The sequence below is a fragment of the Actinophytocola sp. genome (genome assembly GCF_009379765.1).
Lineage (GTDB): Bacteria > Actinomycetota > Actinomycetes > Mycobacteriales > Pseudonocardiaceae > Actinophytocola.
On record NZ_WHTD01000036.1, the window covers coordinates 17,554 to 36,544 of the forward strand.

At 71.0% G+C, this 18,991-nt stretch carries 14 protein-coding genes; 7 read left to right on the forward strand and 7 right to left on the reverse strand.

Going from position 1 to position 18,991, the window contains the following annotated elements; genetic code table 11:
• Positions 1–3: 3 nt before the first annotated feature.
• Positions 4–1,791, reverse strand: a complete 1,788-nt coding sequence (locus GEV28_RS13580; RefSeq protein ID WP_291412267.1) for a serine/threonine-protein kinase — start codon at positions 1,789–1,791, stop codon at positions 4–6.
• A gap of 275 nt (positions 1,792–2,066) precedes the next feature.
• On the opposite strand from GEV28_RS13580, the gene GEV28_RS13585 reads away from it, so the two are divergent.
• Positions 2,067–3,176: a hypothetical protein gene (locus tag GEV28_RS13585; RefSeq protein WP_291412269.1), complete on the forward strand. Its 1,110-nt coding sequence runs from the start codon at positions 2,067–2,069 to the stop codon at positions 3,174–3,176.
• On the opposite strand, the gene GEV28_RS13590 is transcribed toward GEV28_RS13585, so the two are convergent.
• From GEV28_RS13590 to GEV28_RS13615, 6 genes are all read right to left on the reverse strand, one after another.
• The gene (locus GEV28_RS13590; RefSeq protein WP_291412271.1) at positions 3,100–5,271 is read right to left on the reverse strand and encodes an alpha-galactosidase; all 2,172 of its coding nucleotides are present in this window, start codon (positions 5,269–5,271) and stop codon (positions 3,100–3,102) included. The two genes, GEV28_RS13585 and GEV28_RS13590, sit on opposite strands and share 77 nt — an antisense overlap.
• Entirely contained in the window at positions 5,268–6,188 is a 921-nt protein-coding gene (locus GEV28_RS13595; RefSeq protein WP_291412273.1) for a carbohydrate ABC transporter permease, read from the reverse strand. The genes GEV28_RS13590 and GEV28_RS13595 overlap by 4 nt, the downstream gene beginning before the upstream one ends.
• A 34-nt stretch (positions 6,189–6,222) precedes the next feature.
• Positions 6,223–7,161 (reverse strand): carbohydrate ABC transporter permease, encoded by a 939-nt coding sequence (locus GEV28_RS13600; RefSeq protein ID WP_291412275.1) that lies wholly within the window; start codon positions 7,159–7,161, stop codon positions 6,223–6,225.
• Complete coding sequence (locus GEV28_RS13605; protein WP_291412277.1) at positions 7,154–8,437, reverse strand: ABC transporter substrate-binding protein; 1,284 nt, start codon at positions 8,435–8,437, stop codon at positions 7,154–7,156. The genes GEV28_RS13600 and GEV28_RS13605 overlap by 8 nt, the downstream gene beginning before the upstream one ends.
• A gap of 434 nt (positions 8,438–8,871) precedes the next feature.
• Positions 8,872–10,830, reverse strand: a complete 1,959-nt coding sequence (locus tag GEV28_RS13610; RefSeq protein WP_291412279.1) for an NPCBM/NEW2 domain-containing protein — start codon at positions 10,828–10,830, stop codon at positions 8,872–8,874.
• Between the two features lie 47 nt (positions 10,831–10,877).
• Entirely contained in the window at positions 10,878–11,678 is an 801-nt protein-coding gene (locus GEV28_RS13615; RefSeq protein ID WP_291412281.1) for a DeoR/GlpR family DNA-binding transcription regulator, read from the reverse strand.
• Between the two features lie 158 nt (positions 11,679–11,836).
• Here GEV28_RS13615 and GEV28_RS13620 point away from each other — a divergent pair, with 158 nt between their 5' ends.
• The 6 genes from GEV28_RS13620 (at position 11,837) to GEV28_RS13645 (ending at position 18,990) form a co-directional block, all read left to right on the forward strand.
• Positions 11,837–12,619 carry a DeoR/GlpR family DNA-binding transcription regulator gene (locus GEV28_RS13620; RefSeq protein WP_291412283.1) on the forward strand — a complete coding sequence of 261 codons (783 nt, stop codon included), beginning with the start codon at positions 11,837–11,839 and terminating at the stop codon, positions 12,617–12,619.
• 218 nt (positions 12,620–12,837) lie between these two features.
• Positions 12,838–13,920, forward strand: coding sequence for a galactose-1-phosphate uridylyltransferase (gene galT / locus GEV28_RS13625; RefSeq protein WP_291412285.1), 1,083 nt, complete (start codon positions 12,838–12,840; stop codon positions 13,918–13,920).
• Between the two features lie 194 nt (positions 13,921–14,114).
• Positions 14,115–14,576: an NAD(P)H-dependent oxidoreductase subunit E gene (locus GEV28_RS13630; RefSeq protein ID WP_291412287.1), complete on the forward strand. Its 462-nt coding sequence runs from the start codon at positions 14,115–14,117 to the stop codon at positions 14,574–14,576.
• Complete coding sequence (locus GEV28_RS13635; RefSeq protein WP_291412289.1) at positions 14,573–16,156, forward strand: NADH-quinone oxidoreductase subunit NuoF; 1,584 nt, start codon at positions 14,573–14,575, stop codon at positions 16,154–16,156. Before GEV28_RS13630 ends, GEV28_RS13635 begins: the two co-directional genes overlap by 4 nt.
• Positions 16,157–16,159: 3 nt before the next feature.
• Positions 16,160–17,815, forward strand: a complete 1,656-nt coding sequence (locus GEV28_RS13640) for a molybdopterin-dependent oxidoreductase (protein ID WP_291412291.1) — start codon at positions 16,160–16,162, stop codon at positions 17,813–17,815.
• Positions 17,815–18,990: a molybdopterin oxidoreductase family protein gene (locus tag GEV28_RS13645; RefSeq protein ID WP_367115099.1), complete on the forward strand. Its 1,176-nt coding sequence runs from the start codon at positions 17,815–17,817 to the stop codon at positions 18,988–18,990. Before GEV28_RS13640 ends, GEV28_RS13645 begins: the two co-directional genes overlap by 1 nt.
• The last annotated feature ends 1 nt before the right edge of the window (position 18,991 follow it).

Sequence of the window (18,991 nt, forward strand, 5' to 3'; positions counted from 1 at the left end):
AGGTCAGGTGGGCGGCAGGTTCGTGGCGACCGCGGTCGCGAGGTCGGTCACCGTCGCGCACAGCGTGTCCATCGACTCGTCGCCGTCGACGATCACCGTGGCCAGCTCGTCGAGCTCGTCGCCGTTCTCGCCGACCACCGGCCGGTGCACGACGTGCACCAGGCACGAGTCCTCGCCGTAGCCCTCCGGCTCGCGGTAGGCGTCGTGACCGGCGAGCTCGAGCGGCTCGCCGTCGTCCGCGGAGAGCCGCGTGTTGCGGTTGAAGATCACCCGGGCGCGCATCGTCGCGGCGCGGCCGGTCCACTCGCACATCCAGTCGCCGTAGCCGACGTCCACCTCGGCCTCGCCGCCGCCGAGGCCGGGGACGCGGCTGAGCGCTCCCTCGTCGACCAGGTCGCAGGCCTTGGCGTTGGCGAGCGAGGCGGCGTCGAACGGCTCTGCCCGGCGCGCCAGCTCGTCCGGCGGCAGCAGCGCGTAGGCACGGTCGGCGGCGGCCTTGGCCATGTCGCACATGTCGGCGGTGGCCTCGTCGCCCCGCGGGCGGGCGTTGACGTCGATGCGGTTGAGGTCGGCGAGGGTGATCGTCACGTCGCAGCCGCCCTCGTCGTCGGCCTCGGGGGCGTCCATCTCGACGGTGCCGTCGGCCGGCGCGGGCTCGTCCGGATCCGCCTTGCCGATCAGCTCGAGGACGACACCCGTCTCCTTCTCCGAGTCGGGGTCGATGAGGACCTCGCAGCGGTTGTAGTTGCCGTAGGCCGGGTCGACGTCGCCGGGGCCGAACCGCCGGGTCGCCTCCGGGTCGACGAGCGCGCACGGCTCGGCGGTCTTCGGGTCGCCGAGGACGGTGCGCAGCGGCTCGTTGCCGGCCGAGGTGCGCCACGGCGACCACATGATGACGCCGAGCACGACCGCGACGACCACCGCGGCCGCTCCCGCGACCATCGGCCACCGGCGGCGCGAGGTGGTGCGGCTCGCGCGTTCCCACGCGGGCACCGGCCGGCCGGCGACCACGTGCTCGAGCATCGCGGCGGCCTCGGCGGCGGTGGGCCGGGCGTCGCGGTCGGGGTCGAGGAGGGCGTCGAGCACCGGTTCGAGCGCGCCCGCGCGGGTGGTGGGCGCGCGGCGGCCGGCCCGGATGCGGGCGAGGACGAGGTCCGGGTCGCCGAACCCGAACGGCGGCGCGCCCTCGACCGCGGCGAAGAGGCTGGCGCCGAGGGAGAACATGTCCGACGGCGCCTTCGCGCCACTGCCGTTGGCGACCTCGGGCGAGAGGTAGACGGCGGTGCCGCTGACCTTGCCGCTGCTGGTCATCGTCTGGGCGCGGTGGGCGGAGATGCCGTAGTCGGTGACCTTGGCGGTGCCCTCGTCGTCCACGAGGATGTTGTTGGGCGTGACGTCCCGGTGCACGACCTCGGCGTCGTGGATGGCGGCGAGTGCCTGGGCCACCTGCACGCCGATGCCCGCGACCTCGTCCGGCTCGAGCGGCCCGCGCTCGCGCAGGACGACGCGGAGGTTCTTGGCCGGGAAGTACTCCATGACGAGCCACGACTCGTCCCCGTCACCGACGACCTCGAACACCCGGATGGCGTTGGGATGCCGCACCCGCGCGGCGACACTCGCCTCGCGTTCGAGCTCCGCGCGCACGGCGGGCCCGTCGGAGGAGTGCGGCCGCTTGAGGGCGACCTGCCGGTGCTCGACCTCGTCGACGGCGAGCCACACCAGCCCCGATCCCCCGGAGCCGACGAGCTCCACCAACCGGTAGCGGTTGGCGATCAGCTGGCCACTGCGCACCCGGAGGATCTTAAGAGGCCGCGCAGATGGCTGGTGGATGCCCGCCGTGATCGAGGTGGATGCATCGCGGTGCCGCGCCGGCGTCGGCGTACTGGACCGTACTTCGATGCCGGCGCGGTGCCGCGAGGCGCCACCTCGGCGCGGCGGGCGCCGCCGTGCCCATCTGCGCGGCCTCCTAGCCTCCGGGTTGACCCGTTCGGGCCCCTCCGGTCGGGACCCTGCCTCTATCCTGTTCCGGAGCGTCACTGGAGATCCGATCCGCTGTGGGGGGCGTCGTGCGCGGGGTCAGCGTGTTCGTCGGGTTCATCGCGATCGTGCTGGCCGGGGCGCCGGCCACGGTGCTGATCGGGCAGCGGGTGCGGGAGCCGGCCGATGTGACGTGGACGCCGGTCCTCGTCGCGGTGCCGGTGGCGGTCGCCGGGTTCCTGGCGTGCCGGGCGTTGCGGGCGGCGGCGTCGCGCCGTTACGTCGAGGCGTCGATCCGCAACGGCCGGGCCGGCACGTCCCCCGCGTTCGCCTACACGCTGATCGCCTGGCTGCTGGTGGGCGTCGCGGGTGGGCTCGCGGGCGCCACGTTCGCCGTGTCCCGGACCATCGAAGGGCCCGACCCGGGTGCGTACCGCAGCGGCCTCACCGGCTATCCCCTGCCGGTGCTGTGCCTGTTCGCGGCGCTCGCGGTGGCCGGCGCGGCCGGCTACTACTCGTGGACCTTCCGCCGCCGCCACGAGATTCCCGTACTCGAGGCGAACGGCGTCGCGGTCCTGGTCCAGCCGGTGCGCAAGCTGCCGAAGGGGCAGGCCGCGCGGCTGCGGACCCGCATGTGGCTGCAGGCCACGGTGGTTGACGGCCTCTTCTTCGCCGGCGCTGTGCTGCCGCGCCTGCTGTCCGACGACGACCGGCCGACCGGGGAGGAGATCGGGGACGGGGTCACCATGGTCGTCGGCGGGCCGGGCATCGTCAGCTTCGCCCTGCTGGTCGTGATGCTGGTGCTCGCGCCGACCCGCCGCTCGGCGTTCGACGCGCTGCGCCAGCCGTCCTCGCTGGCCGCGATCGGGATCTTCGCGGTGGGTTGGCCCCTCCAGTCCGCGGGCCAGGAGCTCGCCGCGGGGATCTGCGCGTTCGTCGCCGTCCTGATCGCGTCGGCGACCTGCATGAACATCATGGACCGCGGTGCGCAGCCGTGGCTCGGGTTCGTGTTCCTGGCGGGCAACTACGTGTACGGCTACCTCACCGCGCCGGACGGCGACACCGTCCTGCCGGTCGGCGTCGCCGGCTGGGTCGTCGCCGTCCTCGCCGCCGCGTACGCCCTCAACGACGCGCGCGGCCACTGGCGCCGGTGGACCACGCTGGTGCACCCGGCGGACCCGGCGGTGCCACAGCCGTGAGCTCCACGAGCCACGCCTGCTCCGGGGCCAGGATCGGCGGCCGCAGGCCCACCTCGGCCAGGACCCGGCCGGTCAGTACCCGGTCCGTCCACACCGGACCGGACCCCAGCGTCATCGGCTCGCCTGCCGGGGCCACGAGGGTGACCGCGTAGCGGCGGTCCGGCGCGAGGCCCGGCAGGCGCATCGGCGCCGGCACCCCGCGCGCGGAGGTCGTCAGTTGCACGTAGGCGAAAACCCCCGCGGAGCGGTCCGGCGCCACTACGCCGTGCACGAACGCGGCCGGGTCGGGATGGTCCGCGCGGACCACGGTGCCGGTGTGCAGCAGTCCCCGCACCCGACGGTAGAAGGCGATCCCCGCGGCCAGGCCCGCCAGCTCCGGCGGCGAGGCCGACGCGATGTCCCACTCGATGCCGAAGTGGCCGAACAGCGCGGTCGCGAAGCGGAACGACAGGTGCTGCGTGCGCCCGCTGGAGTGCACGGTCGGCGGGCCGACGTGGGACCCGATCAGCTCCGGCGGCAGCAGCAACGCCGTCCACCGCTGGATCGTCTGCCGCTCCAGCGCGTCGTTCGAGTCGCTCGCCCACACGCGGTCCGTCCGCGCGAGGATCTCCAGGTCGACCCGGGCGCCGCCGGACGAGCAGCTCTCGATCTCCACGTCGGGGTGGCGGGCGCGCAAGGCGTCGAGCAGCCGGTACACCGCGAGCGTCTGGCCGTGCACCCCGGCGCGCCCGGCGTGTCCCGCGGCTACCAGGTCCCGGTTGTGGTCCCACTTCACGAACGAGATGTCGTTGTCCCGCAACAGCTCGTCGAGCCGGTCCAGGATGTGGGCGTAGGCCTCGGGGGCGTTCAGGTCCAGCACCTGCTGGTTGCGCGCCCGCGGCGGCAGCACCCCGGCGCCCGGCCCGAGCACCCAGTCCGGATGCGCCCGGTACAGGTCCGAGTCCTCGTTGACCATCTCCGGCTCGACCCAGATGCCGAACCGCATGCCCAGCCCGGTCACGTGCGAGATCAGCGGCGCCAACCCGGCCGGCCACACCGAGGAGTCGACGTACCAGTCACCGAGGCCCGCGGTGTCGTCGCGGCGGTGGGAGAACCAGCCGTCGTCCAGGACGAACCGCTCGACGCCGATCCGCGCCGCCACGTCGGCGAGCGAGCGCAGCCGGTCCAGGTCGTGGTCGAAGTACACGGCCTCCCAGGTGTTCAGCACCACCGGCCGCGGCGACGACGGGTGCGCCGGCCGGGACCGCAGCCACGCGTGGAACGCCGCGCTCAGCCCGTCGATCCCGTGCGCGCTGTAGACCGCGTAGAGCCACGGCGACGCGTACTCCTCCCCCGGCGCCAGGATCACCTCGCCCGGCAGCAGCAGCTCACCGCCGCCGAGCGTCGCGGTGCCCTCCGGCATCCGCTCTGCGTAGGTCACGTGGTTGCCGCTCCACGCGACGTGCAGCCCCCACACCTCGCCGCGGCGGAACCCGAACCCGGCGGTGCCCGCGAGAAGTGCCGTAGCCGCGTCGTGCCCGGTCCGGCCGCGCCTGCTCTCCCGGGACCACGTGCCGAGGTCGAAGGACCGCCGCCCCGGGTGCCGCTCCCGCGCCCAGTGCCCGGAGAGGTCGAGCAGCTCGGTGGCCTGCGCGGGCACCGGCAGCGCCGCCTCCAGACCGTCCACAGTGTACGGCTCGGTCCCGTCGTTGGTCACCCTGGACCGCAGCGCCAGCACGCCCGACGGGGCCAGCTCGACGACGATCTCCAGGTGCAGCAAGGCATCCGGGTCCTCGGCGAGGATCTCGACCGACGACCCGGCGACCCGCAGGTCGGACACGCGGAACGTCGGCACCCAGGCGGTGCCCGCACGGTGGCCGCGCAGCCCCGGCCGCCCCTGGTACCCGCGGGCGGCCTCCGGCAGCAGCGCCACCGGCACCGGCGCGTCCGGCGTGCTGTTCGCACGCGGCGCCACCGCCGCGTCGGCCAGCTCCGACAGGTCCTCCTCGGACAGGTCGCCGAGCGGCGCGCCCCAGTGCACGACCGCCGGCAGGACCCCGCCGCGGGCGTCGAGGACCAGGCTGACGTCGTCGGTGGTCAGGTGGAGGATCGTCATCCCTTGGTGGCTCCGAGGGTGAGGCCGGCCCGCAGGTGCCGCTGCAGCAGGAAGAAGATCACGAGCGTGGGGATCGCGACGATCACCGAGCCGGCGGACAGCAGGTTGTAGTCGGTGAAGAACTGGCCGCGCAGGTTCTGCAGCGAGCTCGTCACCGGCAGCTTGGCACCGGTCCGCATGAACGCGACGGCCCAGAAGAAGTCGTTGTACACCCAGGTGATCTGCAGCGTGGCGAGCGCGGCGAGCGCCGGCCGGCACAGCGGAAGCACGACCTGCCAGTACCGGCGCAGCACGCCCGCGCCGTCCACCAGCGCGGCCTCGGTCAGCTCATTCGGCAGCGTCTTCATGTAGTTGCTCAGCACGAACGTGCAGAACCCGGTCTGGAACGCGACGTTGACCGCGATCACCGCGAAGTAGGTGTCGTAGAGCGAGCCGGAGTCACTGACCGAGTACGGCAGCTCGAAGTTGAGGAACAGCCGGAACAGCGGCACCAGCAGCGCCTGCTGCGGCAGCAGGTTCGCCGCGGTGAACAGCGCCAGCAGGGTCAGGTTGAACTTGAAGGTGAACCGCGCCAGTACGAACGCCACCGAGGACGCGAGCAGCAGTGTCAGCAGCACCGACGGGATCACGATGACCGCGGTGTTGTAGAACGTCTGGCCGAAGTTGCCGCGGGTCCACGCCTCCGCGTAGTTCGCCAGGGTGAACCCGCCGAAGGAGAAGTAGCCGTTGAGCGAGGTGTAGTTGTAGTCGCGCAGCGAGTTGTAGACCGCCCAGAGGATCGGGAAGATCCAGCCGACCGCCATCACGACCAGGAAGACCTGCAGCACCACCCGGGCCGGGCGCACCGGCTTCTTGCGCCGCGGCGGCACCGGGCGGGGCGCCGCCTCGGTCGGTGTCGAGTGGACGGTCGCGGTCACGTCGCCGCCTCCGTGGGGAAGAGTACGTCGGCGGTCATCGGCGCTGCTCCCGCATCACCTGGATCAGGTAGATGATGATGAACACGGTCGAGATGACGATCATGATGGTGGCGAGCGCGGAGCCGAAGCCGACCCGGCTGGCCTCGCCGATCACGTTCTGCGTCACCAGGGTCGATATCAGCTCGAGCCCGTTGCGGCCCTTGTTGATCACCCACGCGATGTCGAACGCACGCAGCGACTCGATCACCGTGATCACGATGATCACGATGTTCACCGGGCGCATCACCGGCCACACGACCTGCAGGAACGTCCGCACCTCGCCGGCACCGTCGACCGCGGCCGCCTCGCGCAGCGCGGGGTCGACGGCCTTCAGCCCGGCCAGGTACAGCAGCATGATGTAGCCGGTGTGCCGCCAGCCGGCGGCCACCAGCACGGCCCACAGGTTGATGTCCGGGTCGCCGAACCAGTCGGTCTGCGTGCCCAGCACGGAGTTCAGCAGGCCCTGGTCGCGGGAGTAGATCAGCTGCCAGATGAAGCCGACCAGCGCGAGCGAGAGCACGACCGGCATGAAGAAGATGCTCTGGTAGATCCGGCTGCCGCGCAGCTCGCGGTCGAGCATCACCGCGAGCAGCATGCCGAGCAGCGTCGGGCCGAGGAAGAACACCACGAGCCAGGTCAGGTTGTGCTGGATGGCCGGGGCGAACGGCGGGTAGTTCGTGGTGGCGTTCCTGAAGTTCTCCAAGCCGATGAAGTTGATGTCGCCGATGTTGCCGATGCCGTTCCAGTCGGTGAACGACAGCAGCACGGTCGCGATCGCCGGGCCCCACACGAGCGTCGCCACGACCAGCGTCGGGATCCCCACCATGAGCGCGACGGTCAACCGGTCCACACCGGACAGCGTGCGGACCTGGCGCGAGCGGCGGGGACGACGCGACCGCGCCGTCCCCGTCTCGCGGACCGCCACATCAGCCACCGAAGATCGAAGCCTTCTGATCCTCGATGCTCTTGGTCAGCCCGTCGATGTCGTTGGGGTTGCGGATGAACTCCTGCAGCGACGGGATCATCACGGTCGAGGCGAAGTCCGGCCGGGTGTCGCGGTCGAGGAACTGCGAGATCGACTTGGCGCTGCTCACGAGCTCCTGGGACTTCTTCTGCAGCTCGTTGTACCCGCTGGTGTCCGCGTCGTTGTGGGCACCGATGTTGTTCGGGTCGGCCTTGAGGTAGAGGTCGCCCGCCTTCGCGGACCCGAGGTAGCGGAGCAGGTCCTTCGCCCCGTCCTCGTTGCGCGGCCGCGCGGCCATCATGAACCCGTCGATCGGTGCCTCGACCGAGTCGGTGCCGATCGCGGGGTCGATCTCGGGGAACGGGAAGAAGTCGAGGTCGTCGCGGTCCGGGCCCTCGGGGAACTGCTGGCCCACGAAGAGGCCCAGCGTGTACATCCCGCTCTCCTTCTTCAGCAGCGACTGCGCGGCCTCCTGCCAGGTCCGGCCCAGCGAGTCCGGCTGGTGCAGCGGCAGGATCCCCCGCCACGTGTCGAACACCGACTTGACCTCCGCGGAGTTCCACGCCTTCTCGCCGGCCATCAGCTGGGCGTGGAAGTCGTAGCCGTTGATCCGCAGGTTCAGGTAGTCGAAGGTGCCCATGGCCGGCCAGCCGTCGGAGTCCCCGAACGCGATCGGGTTGAGGCCGTCGGTCTTCATCCTGCCGGCCAGCGCGGTGAGCTCGTCCAATGTGGCCGGTGGCTCGTAGCCCTTCTCCTGCCACACGCTCTTCCGGTAGAAGACCGCCCACGGGTAGTAGTACAGCGGCACGAAGTACTGCTTGCCGTCCTTGCCGGTGGCCTGCTGCTTCATCGCGTCGGAGAAGCCGCCGCCGATGTCGGACCAGACGTCGGTGATGTCGCCGGCCAGGCCCTGCTCGGCGAAGAACTGCATCCGGTTGCCGGCGAACCAGCCGAACACGTCGTCCGGGCCGCCCTGCAGGTAGTTGTTGATGTTCTCCTGGAAGGAGTTGTGGTCGACCGTGTTGATCGACACCTCGCCGGAGTACCCGGCCATCATGTCCGCGATGCCCTTCTTGGGCACCTCGTCGGACCAGTTCGACCCGAAGGACACCGAACCGCCGGACCCGCCACCGGAACCGCCGCCGGACCCGGAGTCGTCGCCGCACGCGGCGAGGGTGGGAGCCAGGCCGGCCAACGCGCCGGCGCCGAGCATCCCCTTCAACAAGGTCCGACGCCTGACCGCCATGGCGGGCACACCGCCGGCACCGAACGAACGAGGGCTCATCATTGTCGCGCCTCCTCAAGGACCGGCACAAACTCAACAGTTGTAAACGCGACCTCTCAGAAACGAAACCTTGTCCCACAACGGGCGCGCCCGTCAAGGGGTCGGACCTCATCCCGTATCCAGATCGTGACACGTGCTCGTCACTCGGGCGTTACCTTGCGCATCTGCTCGTGACCGTCGGTAGAGGTCGGACCTATGGCTGCGCATTCGCGAGGGTGTGCGGACTTGCCGGTTTCTGTTGGACGGGCGTGCCCGTTCGGGTGCTCATGACCGGTTCAGTACGCTGCGGTCAAGTCTTGGTCGTGGATGATCACCGCTCATCCCACGACCTCGCCGGTGCGAGGAACGACGCCTCACCGCGGCGTCGTTCCTCGCATTTCGGCGTTCCGGGCCGTTCAGGCGCAGGTCAGCTTCGCGTCGACCCACTCGGAGTGGTCGTAGTTGTTGTTGTCCGGCCCGACCCCGGCGGCCAGGACCAGCTCGGTCACCCCGGTGACGTCGACGTCGAGCGGCACCGCCGGATCCACGCCGGTCACCAGGCCGGTCTCGGCCAGCACCGCACCGTCGCCAAGCACGGTGAACTCCACCGAACCCCGGTCGCCGACCTCGTCGTCGATGCCGGCACCCGCGGTGAACCGGGTGCAGTGCCCGCCGAGGTAGTAGGTCATCTCGGACGCGGCGTGCGGCGCGATCCCCTTGGCGTAGGTCACGCCGGCGATCGTCAGCGGGTTGCCGTCCACGCTCTCGTCGACGCCGAGCTCGCCCCAGCCGACCTGGGCGCTGACCGGGCCGAGGTCGGACAGCCACGGCGTGCCGGTCGGCGTGGTCGCGATGGTCACCGCTCCGTACCCGGCCAGCCGCCCGCCGCGGTGGCGGACGTCGGCGGTCAGGTCGTGGGTGCCGTTCGGTGCGCCGGCGGGCGCGGTGACGGTGAAGTCGACACCGGCGCCGCGGCCGGGTGGGAGCACGCGCACCGACGTGCTGCCGTCGGGCCGGACCTGCCAGCCGGCCGGCGCGGTCAGTGCGACCCGGACGTCGCGCACCGCCCGCCGGCCGTCGTTGGTGACCCGCACGGTGGTGGTGAAGGACTCGCCCGGCTCGACGTAGCCGGCGGTGCGCACGTCGGTGGTCACCGCGGGCCCACCGCGCCGACCGGGCGCGACCACGAACATCTTCGCGCCGTGCGCGGGCACCGACGCCCGCACGTTCCCGGTGGTGACGGTGGTCGTGTCCGCCCACAGGTCACGCATCTCGTAGGAGGCCGCGCCGGGCAGCCCGAGGTCGGCCGCGGTCGTCGCCACCTGGGCGCCGGTCGCGCCCCGGTTGAACAGCACCACCGCGGCGCCGCCCGCCGAGGTCGGCTTGGCCCATACCTCGAGGTCCCCGGCTCCGTTGCCGCTGTCGGCGATCTTGTGGCCCTGCGTGCCCGCCCAGTCCTGGTTCACCGCGATGACGTCCGGGTCGGTGAGCAGCGCGCGGGTCGTGTCGTCCATCGAGCGCAGGTCGTTGCCCGCGATCAGCGGCGAGTTCAGCAGGCTCCACAGGCTCATGTGCGCGCGGTACTCCTCGGTGCTCATGCCGCCGTTGCCGACCTCGAGCATGTCCGGGTCGTTCCACGCGTTCGGCCCGGAGTACGCCTCGAGCCCGACCTGCTGGTCCAAGATGGACACCACGCTGCCCCAGTTGTCGGAGATGTCGCCGGTGGTGCGCCAGTAGTGGCCGCCCACCTCCGCGGCCCACTCCCACGGCTGGTTCGAGCCCCACTCGCAGATCGAGTAGACGATGTCGCGGCCGGTCGCGGCCAGCGCGTCGGCCATCGCGGTGTACCGCTCGATCGCCGGCCGGCCCTGGTTGTTGCAGTTGTCGTACTTGAGCAGGTCCACGCCCCACTCGGCGAAGCTCGCCGCGTCGGTCGTCTCGTGGTCCAGGCTCGCCGGCAGGCCCTGGCAGGTCGCGGTGCCGGCCGAGGAGTAGACGCCGAGCTTGAGCCCCAGTGCGTGCACGTAGTCCGCGACCGCCTTGATGCCGCTGGGAAAGCGCTCCGGATCGGCCTGCAGCCGGCCCTCGGCGTCGCGCTCCGGGGCCATCCAGCAGTCGTCGATGTTGACGTAGGTGTAGCCGGCGTCCGCCATGCCCGAGGAGACCATCGCGTCGGCGGTCTCGCGGATGAGCTCCTCGTCGATGTCGCAGCCGAACTTGTTCCAGCTGTTCCAGCCCATCGGTGGGGTCGGCGCGAGCGGCGGCTTGTCCTGCGGGGACGGTGGCGCGGGCGCGCCGCTCGCGGGGGTGGTGCCGATCAGGAGCGATACGGCGCCGAGAACGGCGAGCAGGGCGCATCGCGCTGTTCGGTTCATGTTGGACACACTCCTTCGTGCGATCCGCATTCGGTTGACGTGGGCGCTTACATGGCCACCTCGACGTGGATCCCGGCGGCCCGGAACTGCTCGACGACCCGTGGGTCGGCGCTGCCGGAGGTGATGAGGACGTCGACCTCGTCGATCCCGCACAGCGGGGACAGCGAGACGCGGCCGAGCTTGCCGCCGTCGGCGACGACGACCCGCCTGCGCGCGGCCCGGCACATGTGCCGCTTCACCGCGGCCTCCGGCAGGTTGATGTTGGTGACCCCCGCGGCGAGGTCGACGCCGTTGCAGCCGAGCACCACGGTGTCGGCGCGGATACGGTCGAGCACGGTGTCGCTGAGCGGGTCGACCAGCGAGTGCTGCAGCGGGCGCAGGGTTCCGCCGGTGACCACGACGGTGAACCGCGGGATCGCCGACTCGAGCTCCATCGCGATGCGCAGGCCGTTGGTGAACACGGTGACCTCGGTGAGCTCCGGCCGGGCGACCAGCGCGCGGGCCACCGCCGCGGTCGTGGTGCCGACGTCGAGCAGGACGGTCTCCCCCGAGGTGATCAGTTGCGCGGCCGCGATGCCGATCTGCTGCTTGGCCTCGGCGTTGGCGCCGAGCATCTCCTCGAACGGGCGCTCGCCGAGCGGGAGCTCGATGGGTACCGCACCGCCGCGGACCCGTCGGACCTTTGCCTGTCGCTCCAGCGCGGCGAGGTCGCTGCGGACGGTCACCTCGGACACCGCGAACTGGGCGGCGAGGTCCTCGACCCGCACGTGGCCGCGCTCGTGCGTGATGGCGGCCATCCGGCTGCGCCGCAGCGTCAGCGGCAACCGTGCGTCAGCGTCGACCACCATAGCGTCAACTTTCGATCGGAGGCCGCTGCCTGTCAACATCGAAAGAACAGCAAGTTTTCGAAAGATCAGACATCTAACGTCTTCGGATGTTCGATTGAGTTGGTTTATGGTTGAATGGCGATCGATTCGGGTGCGCTCCACGGGTGTTGGGAGAGGCGATGCTGGCAGCGGAGAGGCAGGCCCGGATCGTGGAGGAGATCCACAAACGGGGCGCCGTGCGGGTCATCGAGTTCGCCCAGATGCTCGGGGTCTCCGACATGACGATCCGGCGCGACCTGGATGCGTTGGCGCAGCAGGGTTTGCTGGACAAGGTGCACGGCGGGGCGACGCGCCGATCGGCGAGCACCGAGGAGCCGGGCTTCGAGGCGAAGTCCTCGCGCCAGCAGCCGGAGAAGGAGGCCATCGCCAAGGCCGCGGCCGCGCTGGTCTCCCCCGGCACCGCGGTCGGCCTGTCCGCCGGCACCACCACCTGGGCGCTCGCACATGTGCTGCGCGCGGTCGACGGCCTGACCATCGTCACCAACTCCATGCGCATCGCGGACGTCCTGCACGCCCGGCCGTCGACCGACCAGAACGTCGTCGTGGTGGGCGGGGTGCGCACCCCGTCGGACGCGCTGGTCGGGCCCATCGCCGTGTCGGCGCTCGCGCAGTTGCACCTGGACGTCGTGTTCCTCGGCGTGCACGGCATGGCCGAGACCGCCGGCTACACCACGCCGAACCTGCTGGAGGCCGACACCGATCGGGCCTTGGTGGCCGCGGGCCGGCGGCTGGTCGTGCTGGCCGACAGCACCAAGTGGGGCACGGTCGGCCTGTCCACGATCGCGCGCCTTGGCGACGCGGACGTGGTGATCACCGACGACGGGCTGCCCGAGGAGGCCGTCGCGGCGCTGTCCGAGCACGTCGAGGACGTGCGCCTGGTCTCGGTAGAGGCCAACCGGTGAGCGAGCTTGCGAGCGAACCATGGATACAGGGCGACCGCGAGCGGCGCGACCGAGCCTGCGAGGGGGCGTCGTGAGCGAGCTTGCGAGCGAACCATGGATACAGGGCGACCGCGAGCGGCTCGACCGAGCCTGCGAGGGGGCGTCGTGAGCGAGCTTGCGAGCGAACAAATGTCACAGCGGCACCCGCAGCGGCGTCACCGAGCCTGCGAGGGGACGTCGTGAGGAAGAGCACCGCCGCGCTGGCCGACGGTCGGGAGATCATCTACTTCGACCACGACGGCGCGCCCGCCCGGACCTCGCACGACCGGCGGGAGCTGGACCCGGTGTCGACGACGTCGCAGCTGCGCCACGACCCGGTGCTCGGCGAGTGGGTCATGCTGGGCTCGCACCGCCAGAACCGGACGTACTTCCCGGCGACCGACGACTGCCCGCTGTGTCCGTCGCGGGGCGGGCGGCAGACCGAGATCCCGTCGCCGGACTACGACGTCGTGGTGTTCGAGAACCGCTTCCCGAGCCTGTCGATGCACGCCTCCCCCGGCGTCGTGCCCACCCTGCCGCCACTGGTCGGCTCCGCGCCCGGGGTCGGGCGCTGCGAGGTCGTCTGCTTCACCAGCGACCACGAGTCGGCCTTCGGAAGGCTCAAGCCCGAACACGCCAGGCTGGTCGTGGACGCGTGGGCGGACCGGACGGTGGAGCTGTCGGCGTTGCCCGGCGTGGCCCAGGTGTTCCCCTTCGAGAACCGGGGCGCCGCGATCGGCGTGACCCTGGAGCACCCGCACGGCCAGATCTACGCCTACCCGTTCGTGACGCCGCGGACCCGCCAGATGCTGGGCAATGCGGTCGCCCACGCGGAGCGGACGGGCCGCAACCTGTTCGCGGACGTGCTGGCCGGCGAGCGCGAGTCGGGCGCGCGGGTGGTGGCATCGTCGTCGTTCTGGACGGCGTTCGTCCCGGCGGCGGCGCGCTGGCCGGTCGAGGTGCACCTGTACCCGCACCGGCAGGTCCCCGACATCCCGTCCCTCACCGGGGACGAGCGGGACGACTTCGTCCAGCTGTACCTGAACGTGCTGGGCCGGCTGGACGCCCTGTACGACCAGCCGCTGCCCTACGTCGCGGCGTGGCACCAGGCGCCCCGGGGGCCCGGCGGCGAGCAGGCCTACCTGCACCTGCAGGTGACGTCGGTCCAGCGGGCGCCGGACAAGCTGAAGTACCTGGCCGGATCGGAAGCGGCGATGGGCGCGTTCGTCACCGACGTGCTGCCCGAGGACGTCGCGGAGCGGCTACGCGACGTCACGCGGTAACGCGGCGCGGTTATCAAGCAAGGACGGTCGTCCCGATCTCCGGCACCCATCGCCAGCAGCCGACATAACACTTTCATAAAGTTCTAGACCAACTGTATACAAAACTCCTGATGGCTGGCGTCATAAGCGATTTCTCTCAAAAGATAAGCGTGAGTGCTTTGACCCGCCCCGTCGCGGATCGGCACAGTCGACCCATGACACCCGGCGCAATGACGGGCGGGTCGCCTCTGGAGCAGCGGGTGCGTTCGGCGGTAGCCACGCATCGCGGCGACCGGGGTGCACTGCTGCCGATCCTCCACGACATCCAGGCCGAGTTCGGCTACGTCGACGCGGCCGCGGTGCCGATCCTGGCCGATGAGCTCAACCTCTCCCGCGCCGAGGTGTTCGGCGTGATCAGCTTCTACCACGACTTCCGCGAGAGCCCGGCCGCCGGAACCGTCGTCCGGATCTGCCGCGCCGAGGCGTGCCAGGCCAACGGCGCCGAGGCTCTCATGGCGCACGCGAGGCAAACCCACGACACCGTGACGGTCGAGCAGGTCTTCTGCTTCGGCAACTGCGCGCTCGGCCCGGCCGTCGAGGTCAACGGCAGGCTCGCCGGCCGCGTCGACGCGGCCAGGCTGGACGCCCTGGTCGCCGGCGCGGCGGTGCAGGCGTGACCACCACGGTGTACGTGCCCCGCGACTCGGCCGCGCTCTCGGTCGGTGCCGACGAGGTCGCCGAGCGCCTCCGAGCGGTCGCCGGCGACCGGATCAGGTTGGTGCGCAACGGGTCGCGCGGCATGCTCTGGCTCGAGCCGCTCGTCGAGGTCGAGACCGGGCGCGGCCGCCTCGCCTACGGCCCCGTGCGGCCCGAGGACGTCGACGGCCTGGTCGCCGCGGGCCTGCTCGACGGCGCCGAGACCGACCACAGCCTCGGGCTCACCGAGGACCTGCCGTGGCTGCGCGACCAGCAGCGGATCACCTTCGCGCGAGTGGGCGTCACCGACCCGCTGTCGGCCGCCGACTACGAGCGGCACGGCGGCATCGCGGGCCTGCGCAACGCACTCGGGAAGGCGTCTGCCCACGTCGTCGAGGAGGTCGTCGAGTCCGGCCTGCGCGGCCGCGGCGGCGCGGGCTTCCCCGCCGGCATCAAGTGGAAGACCGTGCTCGGCGCCCAAGACGACCTCAAGTTCGTCTGCTGCAACGCGGACGAGGGCGACAGCGGCACGTTCGCCGACCGCATGCTGATGGAGGGCGACCCGTTCACCCTCATCGAGGGCATGACGATCGCCGCGCACGCGGTGGGCGCCACCGAGGGCTACGTCTACCTCCGCTCCGAGTACCCGGACGCCATCGCGATCCTGCGCTCGGCCATCGAGATCGCCTACGCGCACAACTGGCTCGGCGACTCGGTCCTGGGCTCGGAGCTGAAGTTCGACCTCTTCGTCCGGGTGGGCGCGGGCGCCTACATCTGCGGCGAGGAGACGTCCATGCTGGACAGTCTCGAGGGCAAGCGCGGCATGGTCCGCGCCAAGCCGCCGATCCCCGCGCTCGAGGGTCTGTTCGGCCGGCCGACCGTGGTGAACAACGTGCTCACCCTCGGCGCGGTGCCGATGGTCCTCGCCGGCGGCGGGGCCGCCTATGCCGACCACGGCGTCGGCCGCTCGCGCGGCACCCAGGTGTTCCAGCTCGGCGGCAACGTCGCCCGCGGCGGCATCGTCGAGGCGCCGTTCGGCATCACGCTGGGCGAGCTCGTCAACGGCTACGGCGGCGGCACCCGCACCGGGCGGCCGATCCGCGCCGTGCAGGTCGGCGGCCCGCTCGGCGCCTACGTGCCCGTCGACCAGTTCTCCTTGCGGATGGACTACGAGGAGTTCGCCGCGGCCGGCGCGATGGTCGGCCACGGCGGCGTCGTGGTCTTCGACGACACGGTGGACATGGCGTCGATGGCGCGCTTCGCCATGGAGTTCTGCGCCGTGGAGTCCTGCGGCAAGTGCACGCCGTGCCGGGTCGGCGCGGTCCGCGGCAAGGAGACCCTCGACAAGATCATCGCGGGGGTCGACACCGAGGAGAACCTCGCGCTCCTCGAGGACCTGTGCGAGCTGATGACCGACGGCTCGCTGTGCGCGATGGGCGGGCTCACCCCGATGCCCGTCCGCAGCGCCGTGAAGCACTTCGGCGAGGACTTCCACCGAAGTCCGGTAGCAGGCCCGGTAGCACTGCCCATGCCAACCGTAGGACCCAACGGGAGTAAGTAAGTCATGAGTCTCCTCAAAGAGCCCGATCTGGGTACCCCGGCCCGCAAGGGTGCGGCCACCGTCGACGTCGAGATCGACGGCCTGTCCGTCAAGGTCCCCGAAGGCACCTCGGTGCTGCGCGCGGCCGCACTGGCGGGGGTGGACATCCCGAAGCTGTGCGCCACCGACTCGCTCGAGGCGTTCGGCTCGTGCCGGCTGTGTCTGGTCGAGGTGGACGGTGTGCAGGGCACGCCCGCGTCGTGCACCACGCCGGTGCGGCCGGGGATGAACGTGCGGACCCAGTCGCCGAAGCTGGAGAAGCTGCGTCGCGGGGTCATGGAGCTCTACATCTCCGACCACCCGCTGGACTGCCTCACCTGCTCGGCCAACGGCGACTGCGAGCTGCAGGACATGTCCGGCGTGGTCGGCCTGCGTGAGGTCCGCTACGGCGTCGGCGGTGACGACGGCGCTGGCGAGAACCACCTGGACGCGCCGACCGACTCCTCCAACCCGTACTTCGACTTCGACGCCAGCAAGTGCATCGTCTGCTCCCGCTGCGTGCGGGCCTGCGACGAGGTGCAGGGCACCTTCGCGCTGACGATCGCCGGCCGCGGCTTCGACTCGACGGTCTCCCCCGGTGCGAACGACCTGTTCATGGACTCCGAGTGCGTGTCCTGCGGCGCCTGCGTGCAGGCCTGCCCGACCGCGACGCTCGAGGAGAAGACGGTCGTCGACCTCGGCATGCCGAACCGGTCGGTGATCACCACCTGCGCGTACTGCGGCGTCGGCTGCTCGTTCAAGGCCGAGCTGCGCGGCGACGAGCTGGTCCGGATGGTGCCGTACAAGGACGGCGGCGCCAACGAGGGCCACTCGTGTGTGAAGGGCCGGTTCGCGTTCGGCTACGCCACCCACCCGGACCGCCAGATGAAGCCGATGGTCCGCGACAAGATCACCGACCCGTGGCGGGAGGTCTCCTGGGAGGAGGCCATCGGCACGGTCGCCACCAAGCTGCGTGACATCCAGGCGCGGCACGGGTCCGGCTCCATCGGCGGCATCACCTCGTCGCGGTGCACCGACGAAGAGGTCTACGTGGTGCAGAAGATGGTGCGCGCCGCGTTCGGCAACAACAACGTCGACACCTGCGCGCGGGTCTGCCACTCCCCCACCGGGTACGGCCTCAAGCAGACCTTCGGCACCTCCGCCGGCACCCAGGACTTCAAGTCGGTGGACGAGGCCGACGTGATCATGGTGATCGGCGCCAACCCGACCGACGCGCACCCGGTGTTCGCGTCCCGGATGAAGCGGCGGCTGCGCGCGGGCGCCAAGCTGATCGTGCTCGACCCGCGGCGGATCGACCTGGTGCGCTCGCCGCACATCGAGGCACAGCACCACCTGACGCTGGCGCCGGGCACCAACGTCGCGATCGTCAACGCGTTCGCGCACGTGGTCGTCACCGAGGGGCTCGTCGACGAGGAGTTCGTGGCGCAGCGCTGCGAGGACTTCGAGGAGTGGTCGTCGTTGTCGCGCTGCCGGAGAACTCCCCCGAGGCACTGGAGGAGATCACCGGCGTGCCCGCCGCCGACATCCGCTCCGCGGCTCGGATGTACGCCGCCGGCCCGAACTCGGCGATCTACTACGGCCTCGGCGTCACCGAGCACAGCCAGGGCTCCACGATGGTGATGGGCATGGCGAACCTCGCCATGGCCACCGGCAACATCGGCCGTGCCGGCGTGGGCGTGAACCCGTTGCGCGGGCAGAACAACGTGCAGGGCAGCTGCGACATGGGCTCGTTCCCGCACGAGCTGCCCGGCTACCGGCACGTGGCCGACGACGACGTCCGCGACATCTACGAGAAGCTGTGGGGCACGCCGATCCTGGCCGAGCCGGGCCTGCGCATCCCGAACATGTTCGACTCCGCCATCGACGGCACCTTCCGGGCGCTGTACGTGCAGGGCGAGGACATCGCGCAGTCCGACCCGAACACCCAGCACGTCACCAGGGCCCTCGAGTCGCTCGAGCTGCTCGTCGTGCAGGACCTGTTCATCAACGAGACGGCCACGTTCGCGCACGTGTTCCTGCCGGGCACCTCGTTCCTGGAGAAGGACGGCACGTTCATCAACGCCGAGCGGCGGATCAACCGGGTGCGCCCGGTGATGAAGCCCAAGACCGGCAAGCACGAGTGGGAGATCGTCTGCGAGATCGCGCAGGCGATGGGCTACCCGATGCACTACGACGACACCAGCCAGATCATGGACGAGATCGCGCTGACCACGCCGACGTTCAGCGGGGTGTCCTTCGAGCTGCTGGACCGGGTCGGCAGCGTGCAGTGGCCGTGCAACGAGAGCGCGCCGACCGGCACGCCGATCATGCACATGGACACGTTCGTGCGCGGCAAGGGCCGGTTCATGCCGACCATGTACGTGCCGACGAAGGAGCGCAGCACCCGCAAGTTCCCGCTGATCCTCACGACCGGCCGGATCCTGACGCAGTACAACGTGGGCGCGCAGACCCGCCGCACGGCCAACGTGGCCTGGCACCCGGAGGACATCCTGGAGATCCACCCGCACGACGCGGAGGTCCGCGGGATCAACGACGGCGACACGGTGTCATTGGCGTCGCGGGTCGGCCAGACGTCGCTGCGGGCGAAGCTGTCGGACCGGATGCCCGTGGGCGTGGTGTACACGACGTTCCACCACCCGGTGACGGGCGCGAACGTGGTGACCACCGAGCACTCCGACTGGGCGACGAACTGCCCGGAGTACAAGGTGACCGCGGTCCAGGTCGGCCTCGCGCCCGGCGTCACGCACGCCGACGCCCGCGCCGAGCAGGCGCCGGTCCCGGTGGCGGGTAACTGAC

What these genes read in the sequence shown, in the direction of transcription:
- GEV28_RS13645 (WP_367115099.1), top strand. Translation starts at nt 17,815, where the DNA reads ATGGGCATGGCGAACCTCGCCATGGCCACCGGCAACATCGGCCGTGCC.
- GEV28_RS13610 (WP_291412279.1), bottom strand. Translation starts at nt 10,830, where the DNA reads ATGAACCGAACAGCGCGATGCGCCCTGCTCGCCGTTCTCGGCGCCGTA.
- GEV28_RS13640 (WP_291412291.1), top strand. Translation starts at nt 16,160, where the DNA reads ATGAGTCTCCTCAAAGAGCCCGATCTGGGTACCCCGGCCCGCAAGGGT.
- GEV28_RS13630 (WP_291412287.1), top strand. Translation starts at nt 14,115, where the DNA reads ATGACACCCGGCGCAATGACGGGCGGGTCGCCTCTGGAGCAGCGGGTG.
- GEV28_RS13620 (WP_291412283.1), top strand. Translation starts at nt 11,837, where the DNA reads ATGCTGGCAGCGGAGAGGCAGGCCCGGATCGTGGAGGAGATCCACAAA.
- GEV28_RS13590 (WP_291412271.1), bottom strand. Translation starts at nt 5,271, where the DNA reads ATGACGATCCTCCACCTGACCACCGACGACGTCAGCCTGGTCCTCGAC.
- GEV28_RS13605 (WP_291412277.1), bottom strand. Translation starts at nt 8,437, where the DNA reads ATGGCGGTCAGGCGTCGGACCTTGTTGAAGGGGATGCTCGGCGCCGGC.
- GEV28_RS13615 (WP_291412281.1), bottom strand. Translation starts at nt 11,678, where the DNA reads ATGGTGGTCGACGCTGACGCACGGTTGCCGCTGACGCTGCGGCGCAGC.